Origin of the sequence: Niallia sp. FSL W8-1348 (genome assembly GCF_038006745.1) — a bacterium.
GTDB classification, from domain to species: Bacteria; Bacillota; Bacilli; order Bacillales; family Cytobacillaceae; genus Niallia; species Niallia alba.
Genome location: NZ_JBBOVV010000001.1, coordinates 1 through 13,425, shown reverse-complemented (window position 1 = coordinate 13,425; position 13,425 = coordinate 1). Strand labels below are relative to the sequence as shown.

The 13,425-nt window shown below is 34.2% G+C and carries 17 protein-coding genes; 13 read left to right on the top strand and 4 right to left on the bottom strand.

Annotated features, from left to right (window positions below; genetic code table 11):
* Positions 1-22 precede the first annotated feature (22 nt).
* The 3 genes from NST60_RS00085 (at position 23) to hfq (ending at position 2,731) form a co-directional block, all read left to right on the top strand.
* A complete protein-coding gene (locus NST60_RS00085) occupies positions 23-1,378 on the top strand; it encodes a DUF4030 domain-containing protein (RefSeq protein WP_169188518.1) in 1,356 nt (451 codons plus the stop codon).
* 126 nt (positions 1,379-1,504) lie between these two features.
* Complete coding sequence (gene miaA / locus NST60_RS00080; protein ID WP_407939812.1) at positions 1,505-2,467, top strand: tRNA (adenosine(37)-N6)-dimethylallyltransferase MiaA; 963 nt, start codon at positions 1,505-1,507, stop codon at positions 2,465-2,467.
* Positions 2,468-2,494: 27 nt separating this feature from the next.
* Positions 2,495-2,731: an RNA chaperone Hfq gene (gene hfq, locus NST60_RS00075; protein ID WP_169188520.1), complete on the top strand. Its 237-nt coding sequence runs from the start codon at positions 2,495-2,497 to the stop codon at positions 2,729-2,731.
* Positions 2,732-2,887: 156 nt separating this feature from the next.
* Here hfq and NST60_RS00070 read toward each other — a convergent pair whose 3' ends face one another.
* Positions 2,888-3,499 carry a Type 1 glutamine amidotransferase-like domain-containing protein gene (locus NST60_RS00070; protein ID WP_224428341.1) on the bottom strand — a complete coding sequence of 204 codons (612 nt, stop codon included), beginning with the start codon at positions 3,497-3,499 and terminating at the stop codon, positions 2,888-2,890.
* Between the two features lie 346 nt (positions 3,500-3,845).
* Between NST60_RS00070 and spoVK the strand changes: the two genes are divergently transcribed.
* From spoVK to glnA, 5 genes are all read left to right on the top strand, one after another.
* A complete protein-coding gene (gene spoVK, locus NST60_RS00065; protein ID WP_169188522.1) occupies positions 3,846-4,799 on the top strand; it encodes a stage V sporulation protein K in 954 nt (317 codons plus the stop codon).
* Between the two features lie 179 nt (positions 4,800-4,978).
* Positions 4,979-6,253, top strand: a complete 1,275-nt coding sequence (hflX, locus tag NST60_RS00060) for a GTPase HflX (protein ID WP_169188523.1) — start codon at positions 4,979-4,981, stop codon at positions 6,251-6,253.
* A complete protein-coding gene (locus tag NST60_RS00055; RefSeq protein WP_169188524.1) occupies positions 6,254-7,522 on the top strand; it encodes a methionine gamma-lyase family protein in 1,269 nt (422 codons plus the stop codon). It begins immediately after the preceding gene.
* Between the two features lie 111 nt (positions 7,523-7,633).
* Positions 7,634-8,053, top strand: coding sequence for a MerR family transcriptional regulator (locus NST60_RS00050; protein ID WP_016204997.1), 420 nt, complete (start codon positions 7,634-7,636; stop codon positions 8,051-8,053).
* Between the two features lie 34 nt (positions 8,054-8,087).
* Positions 8,088-9,425, top strand: coding sequence for a type I glutamate--ammonia ligase (gene glnA, locus NST60_RS00045; protein ID WP_169188525.1), 1,338 nt, complete (start codon positions 8,088-8,090; stop codon positions 9,423-9,425).
* A gap of 105 nt (positions 9,426-9,530) precedes the next feature.
* Here the strand turns inward: glnA and NST60_RS00040 are convergent, their stop codons facing one another.
* The 3 genes from NST60_RS00040 to NST60_RS00030 form a co-directional block, all read right to left on the bottom strand.
* The gene (locus NST60_RS00040; RefSeq protein ID WP_224428340.1) at positions 9,531-10,682 is read right to left on the bottom strand and encodes a tyrosine-type recombinase/integrase; all 1,152 of its coding nucleotides are present in this window, start codon (positions 10,680-10,682) and stop codon (positions 9,531-9,533) included.
* 82 nt (positions 10,683-10,764) lie between these two features.
* The gene (locus NST60_RS00035; protein WP_224428339.1) at positions 10,765-11,181 is read right to left on the bottom strand and encodes an ImmA/IrrE family metallo-endopeptidase; all 417 of its coding nucleotides are present in this window, start codon (positions 11,179-11,181) and stop codon (positions 10,765-10,767) included.
* Between the two features lie 14 nt (positions 11,182-11,195).
* On the bottom strand, positions 11,196-11,633 hold the full coding sequence (locus NST60_RS00030) for a helix-turn-helix domain-containing protein (RefSeq protein ID WP_224428338.1): 438 nt from the start codon (positions 11,631-11,633) through the stop codon (positions 11,196-11,198).
* A 253-nt stretch (positions 11,634-11,886) separates the two neighbouring features.
* Here NST60_RS00030 and NST60_RS00025 point away from each other — a divergent pair, with 253 nt between their 5' ends.
* Genes NST60_RS00025 through NST60_RS00005 form a run of 5 tightly spaced genes read left to right on the top strand, consistent with a single transcriptional unit; the run spans position 11,887 to position 13,421 of the window.
* Positions 11,887-12,111 (top strand): helix-turn-helix domain-containing protein, encoded by a 225-nt coding sequence (locus NST60_RS00025; RefSeq protein ID WP_224428337.1) that lies wholly within the window; start codon positions 11,887-11,889, stop codon positions 12,109-12,111.
* Positions 12,112-12,116: 5 nt separating this feature from the next.
* A complete protein-coding gene (locus NST60_RS00020; protein ID WP_224428336.1) occupies positions 12,117-12,386 on the top strand; it encodes a DUF771 domain-containing protein in 270 nt (89 codons plus the stop codon).
* Between the two features lie 11 nt (positions 12,387-12,397).
* Complete coding sequence (locus tag NST60_RS00015) at positions 12,398-12,526, top strand: hypothetical protein (protein WP_263479857.1); 129 nt, start codon at positions 12,398-12,400, stop codon at positions 12,524-12,526.
* 5 nt (positions 12,527-12,531) lie between these two features.
* Entirely contained in the window at positions 12,532-13,197 is a 666-nt protein-coding gene (locus NST60_RS00010; protein WP_224428335.1) for an ORF6N domain-containing protein, read from the top strand.
* Positions 13,198-13,211: 14 nt separating this feature from the next.
* Positions 13,212-13,421 carry a hypothetical protein gene (locus NST60_RS00005; RefSeq protein WP_224428334.1) on the top strand — a complete coding sequence of 70 codons (210 nt, stop codon included), beginning with the start codon at positions 13,212-13,214 and terminating at the stop codon, positions 13,419-13,421.
* The last annotated feature ends 4 nt before the right edge of the window (positions 13,422-13,425 follow it).

Here is a 13,425-nt window from a genome sequence, read left to right as displayed (position 1 = left end):
ATAAAGAAGGGTAGGGGCTTTATTGGACGGGTCAACCTTTGTTCATAGCAAACAAGTAAATGATTGGTTGTTATTTACGCAGTTCTTTATCGGAGACAAGGAAAAGTCACAGGAAATCGTCAAAGCTTGGTTAATAAAACCTTCCACGAAATTTCAAAGAAATCATGTAATGGAAAGAGGATTCCGATATATTCTAAAACAAATGAAAGGGGAAAATAGGAGGAGAGTTTCAAAAGTTTTACTTTCGGAATATTCCTTCAAGTCAATAAAGGAAATTGATCAAGCTATTATTCTCTTACACTATTATTTTCAACTAGAGATAAAGAAGATTGCAAGAATCGTAAGGAAATCAAAAAGAGAGATTAGAAAAAGACTCTTTTCTTTTTTACAGGTGTTATCGACAAAGGGGATTACAGTGCATACATTTAATAACATACTACATGCGGAAATAATGACGATATCGTTGCCTTTAACGCCAGTAGTTACTAAGGGGATAAAAATTAATAGGAAAAAGACTGCTTTATATTCGCTCCTAATTTTACATTTTCTTATTGTTGGTGGCGCCATGAATAGTGGTATTGTGGAAAAGACACAAGCAAAACAAGGGCCAGATTTATTAACAATATACCGGGATGGAACTTTTGAGCAACAATTAAAGAAGGATTTAGAGGAAACCTTTCAAAAAGAGTCATTTGCGATAAAAATCAATTTTGAAGAAAGTGAAGTTTCTATTGGTATATTTGACGAAGTACTTTATCGTCAGAAAGCGGAAATCATTACTTTTGTAAACCAGTTTTTGAAAGAGAAAGACATACCATACATTGTCCAATTAGATTATATGGAAGAGACAATTGGAGATGATGAAATAGCATATCAAGTGATTATAGAAGCCAATGCGAAAGGAATCAAACTTTGGCCAGGAGATTATTCAGAGCAAGAAAAAGTGATGGAATGGGTTTTAGCACTTCCAGATGCTATTGAACTGGTAACCGAGCATGCTGAAGTAACAAGGGCTCAAGGAATTTTAAAAAAATATAACCATAAAGCACCTCTGATTGTATCCCATTATGATAAAGACAGAGTTGACCGACAAGAAAGATGGTTAGAATTAACTCCTTATTTTGAGGAAGGATTCTTATTAGGAAAAGAATATAATATTGAAAGTATAAGTATTAATGCCTATACGAAAGAAGTTTCTATTGATGTATATACATATTTTTTAATGAAAGATACTAACAAGGAAGAGATTGCTCGGGCTGTTAAACGTTCTATAGATCAATTTCTACAAAGTGAGGAAGTAAAACAAATCGTCCAAAATGATGCTTATACCATTAATATCTATTCGGCGGGAAAGAAAAAAATAAAGATCCATTATTAAATTTTGTATATTTCATGTAGTTTGGGTAATAATGCTTACAGGTTAAACTGCGCGGAGGAATGTGATAAAATAATAATTATAGCTTAAAATCATTAGCTAAATGTTAGTAAAAGGCAGTTGAATCAGTTGACAATAAAGGAAAAAGTGGTTGTGTTAATCGGACCTACTGCTGTAGGTAAGACAAATCTTAGTATTGAGTTGGCGAAAAAATTCGACGGGGAAATTATTAGTGGAGATTCCATGCAGATTTATAAAGGAATGGATATTGCCACAGCAAAAATATCTAAGGAAGAAATGCAAGGAGTTCCCCATCATTTAATTGATATTGTAGATCCTGATGATAGTTTTTCAGTTGCACAATTTCAGGAACTTGTCCGCAAGAAAATAACGGAAATAACGTCAAGAGGCAAATTACCGTTTATTGTTGGTGGAACAGGTTTGTACATTCAATCGGTCTTATTTGATTATCAGTTTCAAGAAACTGCTTCTGATCCCGAATTCCGTACAAAATTGGAAGAAATCGCACAAATAGAAGGAAGCTTAGCCATTCATGACAGACTTCAAGAAGTGGATCCAGAATCTGCAGCAGCTATCCATCATCATAATATTCGCCGTGTTATTAGAGCGTTAGAGGTCTTTCATGTAACTGGTAGAAAAATGTCAGACATTCAAAAAGAGCAGAGACAAGAGTCACTCTATGATGCTGCATTAATTGGCTTAACAATGGATAGAGAAGTTCTTTATGAGCGAATTAACAAAAGAGTGAATCAAATGCTTGAAATCGGATTGTTAGAAGAAGTCCAGCGTTTTTATGATGAAGGTATAAGAGATTGCCAATCGATACAAGCGATTGGTTATAAAGAAATCTATAAGTATTTCGATGGTGTGCAAAGCTTGGATGAGTCTATTGAAGAATTAAAGCAGAATTCTAGGAGATATGCGAAAAGACAATTGACTTGGTTTCGTAATAAAATGAATGTACAGTGGTTTGATATGACAGAAAGTGTAAAAACACATGACATAACAAAAAAAATACAGGAAATTTCATCTTATTTAGAAGGAATGCTAAAAATTAAATCGAATACATAATAGTATAGAGAAAAGAGGAGGATTTTCATGAAGCAATCAGTTAACATTCAAGATCAATTTTTAAATCAATTACGTAAAGACGGCACAAACGTAACGGTATTCTTATTAAACGGATTCCAAATACGTGGATTTATAAAAGGCTTCGATAATTTCACTGTATTATTTGAATCAGAAGGAAAGCAGCAATTAGTTTATAAGCATGCCATTTCTACGTTTTCTCCGCAAAAGAATGTACAGATTGATTTAGAAGGTACGCAGGCTTAATAAGAAAAAGACGTTGAGCATTGCTTCTAGCATAATTCCTAGCTCTGTTTTTGAGATGAGGAATAGTATTTTATGTTATAAGGTATTATTGCATACAAAAAAACTTGAGGATATTCTCCTCAAGTTTTTTTGTGTCCTATAATTCCCTAAAATGTTTTATCTATTTACAAGAATGTATTGGTTGTCCTGTAATCTAACAATAGAAACATGTTTATTGCTTTCAAATTCTCTTATACGATGCTCAATGCTTTGTCCAGAGTTGTCTTGAAAAACATCTTCTCTATCGTAATGCGGAAATATAGCCTTATCAGTTATGTTTAATGCAGTGAAATCATTCATTCCTATTTTGTTCATCTCTGGAGTAAAATGATTTACCACTTCGATATGAGGTCCTAAAATTAGCGCACCTGCACTTGTCCCCATAATGATAGCATTCTGTTTGGACAACTTACTTATGACAGTATCAGCTCCACTTTTTTTTATGTAATAAAGTAAGTGAAATGGATTGCCTCCGTTAATATAAATGATATTATACTGTTTAAGTTTCTTTGCTTCTTCCACTTCTACATCAAGAAAATCTACTTGTTTAAGCCCTATTTGTAACAAGTCATTTTTCGTTTTGCTGGCATATTTATTCTTTTCTTTTTGTGGAGACGCAGTGGTTATGATCACTGCTTTCGGGTTTGTCAATTGTTTTAGAGCTGTTATAAATTCATGTTTAATAATCTCTGTAGAGAGGCCATTTGATGTTAAAAATATTTTAGCCATTTCCCTATCTCCCTTTATATTTTTTTGTTTTTGCATGAGGAAACTACATCATAATCAAAAAGATTAATTATATTTTACTATAAATTTCTAATTAATTTTGGTTTGTCTTGAATAAACATAACAATTCAATGAATGAAATAGTTACATTCTCTTCTATAATATCTTGATAACAGAATTAAAAAATAATCTGAAAATAGTTTAATGAATAGAAGAGGTTCTGAATATACATTAACAATGGGGAATAGTAGCAAACAGTATGAAATCATTTAAATACTGTCAACATCAATAAATGGAACTTTTGATGAGCAAGATTTTGAGCGTTTTGTTTTTAGAGGAGGTGTGGCTTTTGGAGCATCCAATCCGGATGAAGAATAATGGACAGATAAGCGTAGTAATCAACTCACAGAAGAAGAAGGTTCTTCCAAAGGAAAAGCCAGAAGCTGAGTCAATCCCCAGAACTGTTCCGAGTGAACATGAAGCACTTAGGGAAATTGAAGCAGAATTAGGAAGCCTTGTTGGTATGGACGAAATGAAAAAAATGATAAAAGAGATATACGCATGGATTTATGTAAATAAAAAGCGAGAAGAAAATGGCTTGAAAACAGGTAAACAAGCATTGCATATGATGTTTAAAGGTAATCCAGGAACAGGGAAGACAACTGTTGCCAGGTTAATTGGCAAGCTTTTTCAAAAGATGAATGTTTTATCGAAAGGTCATTTAATTGAAGCAGAGCGTGCCGATTTAGTTGGTGAATATATTGGTCATACGGCACAGAAAACGAGAGATCTTGTCAAAAAAGCGATGGGAGGGATTCTCTTCATTGATGAAGCTTATTCATTAGGAAGAGGAGGAGAAAAGGATTTCGGAAAAGAAGCAATTGATACATTAGTAAAGCATATGGAAGATAAACAGCATGATTTCATTTTAATATTAGCAGGCTATTCTAGGGAGATGGATTTTTTTCTATCCTTAAATCCAGGTCTACATTCCAGGTTTCCCCTTGTCATTGATTTTCCTGATTATACGACCGATCAGTTAATGGAGATAGCAGATCGGATGTTAAAAGAAAGGGAGTATGCGCTCAGTCATGAGGCGGAAAAAAAGCTAAAAGAACATCTTTCCTATGTACGAAATGTGCAACATCCCAAAAGTTTTTCTAACGGACGATATATCCGCAATATTATTGAAAAATCAATAAGAGCTCAAGCAATGCGATTACTTATGCAAAGCAATTATGATAAATACGAACTAATGACATTAAGAAGCAACGATATAGTGTTAGACTCTAAAGAAAAATAAAGGATAAGAATGCTATTCTAAAAGAGTGAATTTCTTTTGGAATAGCTTTTTTAATATGCTTTTTTACAAACCATTTTTACTACGTTAAAATTTGGGTAACCTTATAAGGAGCAAATAGATGAAATGGTATTTGTTTGCTATAATAGATGAAGTTCAGCATGGAAAGAAGGTTTACATAGTTGAAGGAAACCAAAGTAGAGAAAGAAAAAGTAATCCTGGTTGGTTGCGAAACACAGAATGATGCTGCCAGATTTGAATATTCAATGGAAGAACTTGCAAATTTAACGAAAACAGCGAATGGACAAGTAGTTGCCACCTTAACGCAAATGAGAGAAAGAATTCATCCCTCCACCTATATCGGCAAAGGGAAGGTTGAAGAATTAGAAAGTCTTGCAGAGGAATTAGAAGCAGACTTAATTATTTTTAATGATGAATTATCACCAAGTCAGGTTCGGAATGTGTCAAAGAATTTGGATGCAAGAATCATTGACCGAACACAGCTTATTCTAGATATATTTGCCTCAAGAGCAAGATCGAAAGAAGGAAAGCTTCAAGTAGAGCTAGCCCAATTACAATACTTATTGCCACGGTTAGGTGGACAAGGTCTCCAATTATCAAGACTTGGTGCAGGTATTGGGACGAGAGGGCCTGGTGAAACAAAGCTTGAATCAGACAGAAGGCATATTAGACGAAGAATTGATGATATTAAAAGCCAATTAAACGTTATTGTCGAACATCGAGATCGCTACCGAGAAAGACGAAAGAAAAATAGAGCCTTCCAAATCGCATTAGTTGGTTATACGAATGCGGGGAAATCGACTTTGTTCAATCGTCTCTCTGAAGCAGATTCATTTGAAGAGGATATCCTGTTTGCAACATTAGATCCAATGACGAGAAAAATAATTTTGCCAAGTGGCTTTTCGGCCCTTATTACAGATACTGTAGGGTTTATTCAAGATTTGCCAACAACGTTAGTTGCCGCATTTCGCTCAACGTTAGAAGAGGTGCGAGAAGCAGACTTATTGCTCCATGTGGTTGATAGCTCAAATGAGGAATATTTTCAGCATGAAGAAACAGTACATAAATTACTAGAAGATTTGGAAATACCTGCAATCCCTCAATTAACTGTCTATAATAAAAAAGATTTAGTGCATGCGAAATTTGTGCCCACATCGAAAACGGAAAGCATTTTAATTAGCGCTTTTGATAACGAAGATAGGGAACAGCTTAAGCAAACGATTGAACAAATCATGATTGAAAACATGGAATATTATGAGACAACGGTTGAAAGTAATAACGGAAAATTATTGTCTCAGCTAAAAAATGAGACAGTTTTGCGTAGCTTAATTTTTGATGAAGAAACGCAAAATTATTTATGTAAAGGGTATGCTCTAAAAGAACATGCTATATTAAAATATAAAAAGCCTATAGAAGTAGAGGAATGGGAGAAATAAATGTATAAGCAGTTAACATATGGAACACAGCTAGAAGCGTTAGTAAATGAAGTGGAAGAACAAATTAAAGAAGTACAACAAGCAATTGATAAAAGAATTGATACCAATCAATTTCGTGTTTTATCAAGCTTTCAAAATCATCGAGTGAGTGAATCACACTTTATCCCATCAACTGGGTATGGATATGATGATAATGGCCGTGATACGTTAGAAAGTATTTATGCTGAAGTATTCGGTGGGGAAGCTGGTTTAGTGAGACCACAAATCATTTCTGGAACACATGCCATTAGCACGGCGTTGTTTGGGATCCTTCGACCAGGGGATGAACTTCTGTATATTACAGGTAAACCATATGATACGTTAGAAGAAATTGTTGGAATTAGAGGCGAAGGAATTGGCTCACTCCGAGAGTTTAATATTGGCTATAACAGTGTAGATTTGCTTCCAGATGGACAGCCAGATTATGAAAAAATTGCTGCATCCATTCATGCAAATACAAAAATGATTGGCATCCAGCGTTCAAAAGGGTATGCAACAAGACCCTCTTTTACAATTGCAGAAATGGAAAAGATGATTGCATTTGTAAAAGAGATTAAAAAAGACGTCGTTGTTTTTGTAGATAATTGTTATGGCGAATTTGTGGAAGAAAAGGAACCTTGTCATGTTGGTGCAGATTTAATGGCAGGTTCTTTAATCAAAAATCCAGGTGGAGGAATTGCGAAAACAGGTGGATACATTATCGGGAAAGAAGAGCTTGTTAAAGCATGTTCCTATCGAATGACATCTCCTGGAATTGGGGCAGAAGCAGGAGCTTCCCTCTACAGTTTACAAGAGATGTATCAAGGCTTTTTCCTTGCTCCACATGTAGTTGGTCAAAGCTTGAAAGGGGCCATTTTTACAGCAGCGGTGTTAGAGAAACTAGGAATGAATTCCTCGCCTAGCTGGAATACGAAAAGAACCGATTTAATTCAGTCTGTTCAGTTTGATGATAAAGACAAAATGATTGCTTTTTGCCAAGCCATTCAATTTGCTTCGCCAATTAATTCCCATGTAACAGCTTATCCAAATTACATGCCAGGTTATGAAGATGACGTTATTATGGCAGCTGGTACATTTATTCAAGGTGCAAGCATCGAATTAACTGCAGATGGTCCAATTCGTCCACCGTATGTTGCTTACGTACAAGGGGGCTTAACTTATTCTCATGTGAAAATCGCCATTTGTATCGCAATTAATCGATTAGCAGAACAAAAACTGATTACTATTTGAATATAGCAATCAGTTACATGGATTGGGAAGAAAGTGTAACATGAGTTGACATCTTTTTTTCCCAATCATATAATGAAGGTGGATTAAATCATTTTAAAGGAGCCGAATGCTATGTCTGGTAGTCAAATTCGTCGGTCGATGCCTCTTTTTCCAATAAGTATTGTCATGCAATTAACAGAGCTGTCTGCTCGACAAATTCGTTACTATGAAGAACACGAATTAGTGGCTCCAGCAAGATCGGATGGCAATAGAAGACTTTTTTCCTTATCGGATATTGATAAGTTGTTGGAGATTAAAGATCTAATTGATCAAGGAGTAAACCTTGCTGGAATTAAACAAATTTTCTCTGTTCAAGAAAAACAAGTGCTGACAGATGAAGTGAAGAAAGAAGCAGAAAAAGCACGCAGAGAATTATCGGATGAGGATTTACGCAAGTTATTGCGCAAAGAGTTATTAAATGCAGGACGCTTTAATGATACTCATCGTCCCTCTATGAGACAAGGAGACATGTCTCGTTATTTTCAAAAATAGATAAAACAGAAAAGTTGGGAGTGGAGGAATAGTCGTGGCTAAAAATTACACTAAGGAAGATATCAAAAGGTTTGCAAGTGAAAGTAACGTGAAATTTATCCGCTTACAATTTACGGATATCCTAGGAACAATCAAAAACGTGGAAATTCCAATCAGTCAGCTGGATAAGGCATTGGATAACAAAATGATGTTTGATGGTTCTTCTATCGAAGGTTTTGTTCGAATTGAAGAATCTGATATGTATCTATATCCTGATCTAAACACTTGGGTTGTTTTCCCATGGACTGCAGAAAAAGGAAAAGTGGCACGTTTAATCTGTGATATTTATAATCCAGATGGAACACCATTTGAAGGAGATCCTCGAAATAATTTAAAAAGAGTCTTAAAAGAGATGGAAGCCCTAGGATTCACTGATTTCAATCTTGGACCAGAGCCAGAATTTTTCTTATTTAAATTGGATGAAAAAGGCACACCTTCATTAGAATTAAATGATAACGGTGGATACTTCGATTTAGCACCAACAGATTTAGGGGAAAACTGTCGTCGTGATATTGTTTTAGAACTGGAAGAGATGGGCTTTGAAATTGAAGCTTCTCACCATGAAGTAGCACCTGGTCAGCATGAAATTGATTTCAAATATGCAGATGCGATTACTGCATGTGACCAAATCCAAACTTTTAAATTAGTAGTAAAAACAATAGCACGTAAGCATGGTTTACATGCAACATTTATGCCAAAACCATTATTCGGTGTGAATGGATCAGGAATGCACTGCAACCTTTCCTTATTCAAAAATGGCGAAAATGTTTTCTATGATCCAAAAGGTGAATTAGAATTAAGCGAAACAGCATTACAGTTTATTGCTGGTATCGGTAAACATGCAACTAGCTTTACAGCTATTACGAACCCGACTGTAAATTCATACAAACGTCTAGTACCTGGCTATGAAGCACCTTGCTATGTTGCATGGTCAGCTAGAAACCGTTCACCATTGATGCGTATTCCAGCTTCACGTGGATTAAGCACTCGTGTAGAAGTGCGCAGCGTGGATCCAGCAGCTAACCCATACTTAGCAATGGCAGCTTTACTAAAAGCAGGATTAGACGGAATTGCCAACCAATTAACTCCTCAAGCTCCAGTAGATAGAAATATCTATATCATGAGCAAAGAAGAAAGAATTGCTGAAGGCATTGTTGATTTACCATCCACATTAGCGCAAGCATTAGATGAGTTAAAACAAAACGAAACAATGATCGACGCTCTAGGAGAGCATATCTTTGTTCATTTTGTGGAAGCAAAAGAAATTGAATGGGATATGTTTAGAGTCCAAGTGCACCCATGGGAGCGCGACCAGTATATGGAAATGTATTAAGTGAGTGAGACCTTGGTATTACTGAGGTCTGGCTAAACAATTTCATGGGTGGAAAGGGTGAATTATTGGTCAGAATAACATACGCCCATTATTCGCCCATGAAATTTAAATTTTTCCGAGTACATTATTCATATGTTCTTCGTATTTAGATAAAGAATTTTCCTCGATTTTTTTAGATATATGCGAATAGGTATCAACTGTGACTTGGTAGTTTTTATGCCCAAGTCTTTTTTGTACGTATTCAACACTTGCTCCTGATTCTAATAATAAAACTGCATGTGTATCTCTTAGAGCGTGAATAGGAATTTGTGGTAAATCAGCTCTTCTTAATATTCGTTCCATGGCATTAAATAGACTAGACTTTGGCATGAAATTTCCATCATTCCTGCATAACACTAAGTTCAAGTCATGATGATAGTTTGTATTTAAAGCTAATTTATTTTGATTTTGAAAATTCCTGTGAAAAGAAAGATCATTTATCAATCCTTTTCTAATGGTAATTATTCGATTAGATGTAAAAGTTTTTGTATCACCAAACAATTCATCTTTATTCTTCGCTTGAAAGTCTAAAGTTTTATTGATAGAAATTGTTCCAGCTTTCAAATCCACATCATTCCAAGTTAAAGCAGCAGCTTCTCCTTTCCTCATTCCTGTTTCGATAAGTACTTTAAAGAATATCCAATAAATATAACCATATTTATAAGCTGCTTCTAAGAAGGTTGGTATATTATCTGATTCCATGTATTCCAACTTTATTTTTGGTTTAACTGGCTTGGGAATCGTGGCGCCAACAGCAGGATTATTCTCTAACTTTTTTAGTATAACTGCTTTCTCCATTGCTGAGAAAAACGTAGTATGAATAATTTCAATTGTGCGTCTGCTATATCCTTTATCCGCAAGAGACTTTAAAAACTTTTGATACATAATAGGTTTAACATCATTCAGATATATATCTTGAAAATAGGGATTTATGTGTTTATTTATGTTTCTTTCATGAAGTATATAAGTATTTTTTCTTACATGAGGCTTCTTATACTCCGTAAACCACTCTTGTAAATAATCCTTTAGAAGTACCTTATTATCAACTTCTAAACCACTCAACAACTTTTTTTCGTGCTCTTGTGCTACATGTCGCGCTTCTGGTTTAGTTCTAAACCCTCGTTTTGAACGCTCCTTTTGTTTTTTTGTAATCGGATCTTTAAAGGTTATCCGATATTCCCACTTACCATCGTCTCTTTTTCTATAGCTGATTGGCATAGAAAATCATTCCTTTCTATTAGTTTTTGATGATTGAAAGTTCCTCACCTCCTTTATTCAGAATGCATGTTCTGTTTTTATCTCAAAAAAATTTAGTTAATAATTTTTGTGGAATTTCATATTTGTTTAATGCTAGTTCCATAGTTAATTGATTATATAAATCCTTTTCTCTAAATAAAAGATTCATAGCGAAAATGTTAGCTTCCATTTCTATTTTATCTGTAGAAAACAATGTGTTTTTCTTAAGAAATGGAGTGTTAGAATCTGGGTGTAAAATAGCATGTCCTAATTCATGCGCACACACAAACTCTAACTTTTCTTCATATAATTTTTCATTTAAATGAATTATTTTTAATCTAAAATGCTTGCTGTAATAGCCTAAGGTATTCCCTAAGTTTTCATGGATTACTACAATTCCTAATGCTTCAGCTAACTTTATTGGGTTGGATGTTTTGTATTTATTAAGTAAGGTATTAACCTTTTTTTCTATGTACTCCATTGACCCCACACATCCTAATCTCTATATTTTTTTGGAGTGAATTTTTGTTTAGCTAAACGTTTGGCAATCCGTAAGGAATTTTCTAACGAAGAAATGAGTAACTCTCTATCTTCTTGATCCATATCATCAATTGATTGTCCGTTGAAATGAGCATAACCATTTTTTCCTTCCAGTCCATCTATCATCTTTTGTAGTTCTTTTTGTATGTCTCTCTCATCTTTTTCAGTTAACTTAGGCTCAAATGAGTTTTCTTTTTCTTCTTCATCCAATAGATTACTAACATTTATATTTAAAGCTTCTGCGATAGCAGTTAGAGTATCAAGACTTGGATTGTATCTGTTTCTTTCCAAATCAGCTAAGTATGATCTAGACATGTTTGCTTTCTCAGCTAGAACAACTTGTGTCAATCCAGCTTTTTTTCTATGTATTTTTATTTTTTCCCCTATAGACATCTTAATATGTTCCTCCGTTTTGTCGGTAATTCCGACTTGATATTTTTATTATAATAACAAAATGTCGGTAATACAATGCCTAAAATGACGTAAATACAAGTAATTTTAAGTATTATGTCGTGTATACCAGTATATTTCTCTAAAATGCTTAAATATGCTCGTTTTTAGTTTAATTTGAGGTTTTACTATTTGTCGTGAATACAATACAATTCAAATATAGAAATTGAAAGCAAAAAACAGGAGGTGTTAAAGCATGTTAGATAAAGAAAAACTTGGAGCTCTAATAAAAGAAAAGAGAAAGGAGAAAAAACTTACACAGCTTAATGTTTCAGAAACAACAGGATTATCAAGAAGTTATATTTCTGACATAGAAAAAGGAAGATATATGCCAAGTGCTGAATCTTTGTATAAAATTGCTTCTTGTATAGAAATGGATTTAAATTTGCTTAGAATGACGGAAATACAAGTTATGGAGTGATTGATTTGATCAGTGTAAATATTGATGAAAAATACGTAGAACAACAGTTTCTCCAAGAATTAAGCAAAAGGTTAAATGAGTTAGAAAATAGATGTACTTTATGGGATATGAAGGAACTTATGAAACAAACAAATATGAGCGACAACAACATCAAAGAGAAATTCTTTTATGATCCAAGATTTCCAAAGTACAAAGTTGGTGGCAAATGGTACTTCCCAGCAAGAGAAGCAGAGCAATTTATTTTAACTTGGATTAAAGAACAACCAACTCATTAGGTGGTGATTCAATGCACTTAGAAAAGGCAGAAATGTTTATGAGTTTATCTGTGTCTATGTATTTAAAGAACAGAATCAAAGTGGCTATATGGGCTTCTAAGGAAAGTGAAAAATATATCATTTTACATGAGAAAGGATAAACAAAATGAATTTAACAGTAATTAATCATAACAACCAACGTATTTTAACTACAGCACAATTAGCAACAAGTTATCAAACAGAAAATAAGGTCATATCTAATAACTTTAACCGTAATAAAGATCGTTACAAAGAAGGGAAACATTATTTTGCTTTAACAGATGAGTCTAAACGTCAATTCATCAACCTTCATCAAATTGAGGACGGTTCAAAAAATGCCAACACACTTTACCTTTGGACAGAAAAAGGAGCATGGCTGCACGCAAAGTCATTAAATACAGATGCTGCATGGGATGCCTACGAGAAACTTGTGGATGAATATTATTCAGTGGTCAAAGTCTTATCCGAAAGAGAACAACTCATAGCATCTATGAAGCTGTCATTAGAAACAGCAGAAGAGATTAATCATATAAAGAATGACTTGGATTTAGTAAAGCACCAGGTAAGTGAGGAATTAACTCTTAACCATGGACAACAGCAGTCGTTGCACCATGAAATCAAGAAACGTGTTGAATCAATCAAAAATGACTATGAAATGACAACTAGAGAAATTTATTCACAGATACATAGTCATCTTAGAAGAGCTTTTGCTGCACCTAAATATGTATTTGTAAAAAGAAAAGACTTTGAAGAAGCTATTTCATGGGTGAAGACATGGAGACCATTAATCTGAAAGGAGTGAAACACTTGTTATATGTCAAAGCAAAAATTAATGATCAAATCGAAATAAAAGTGGATTTATACGAAGATGAAATATTTACTAGCTGCGGTACTTGCGGAAAAGAAATGGAAGTTGAGCCGGAAGAAATTGCAGAAATAATAAAAAGCGATTCCGATTTTGTTGGTACTACTTATTACTGCAAAGATTGTGGACTACCAAAAAAGAAAAGGAAGTGATCTA

Bases quoted from the DNA above. Each gene is read 5' to 3' on its own strand.
- hfq (WP_169188520.1), top strand. From the start codon at position 2,495: ATGAAGCAATCAGTTAACATTCAAGATCAATTTTTAAATCAATTACGT.
- NST60_RS00070 (WP_224428341.1), bottom strand. From the start codon at position 3,499: ATGGCTAAAATATTTTTAACATCAAATGGCCTCTCTACAGAGATTATT.
- NST60_RS00055 (WP_169188524.1), top strand. From the start codon at position 6,254: ATGTATAAGCAGTTAACATATGGAACACAGCTAGAAGCGTTAGTAAAT.
- NST60_RS00050 (WP_016204997.1), top strand. From the start codon at position 7,634: ATGTCTGGTAGTCAAATTCGTCGGTCGATGCCTCTTTTTCCAATAAGT.
- NST60_RS00040 (WP_224428340.1), bottom strand. From the start codon at position 10,682: ATGCCAATCAGCTATAGAAAAAGAGACGATGGTAAGTGGGAATATCGG.
- NST60_RS00035 (WP_224428339.1), bottom strand. From the start codon at position 11,181: ATGGAGTACATAGAAAAAAAGGTTAATACCTTACTTAATAAATACAAA.
- NST60_RS00030 (WP_224428338.1), bottom strand. From the start codon at position 11,633: ATGTCTATAGGGGAAAAAATAAAAATACATAGAAAAAAAGCTGGATTG.
- NST60_RS00025 (WP_224428337.1), top strand. From the start codon at position 11,887: ATGTTAGATAAAGAAAAACTTGGAGCTCTAATAAAAGAAAAGAGAAAG.
- NST60_RS00015 (WP_263479857.1), top strand. From the start codon at position 12,398: ATGCACTTAGAAAAGGCAGAAATGTTTATGAGTTTATCTGTGTCTATG.
- NST60_RS00010 (WP_224428335.1), top strand. From the start codon at position 12,532: ATGAATTTAACAGTAATTAATCATAACAACCAACGTATTTTAACTACA.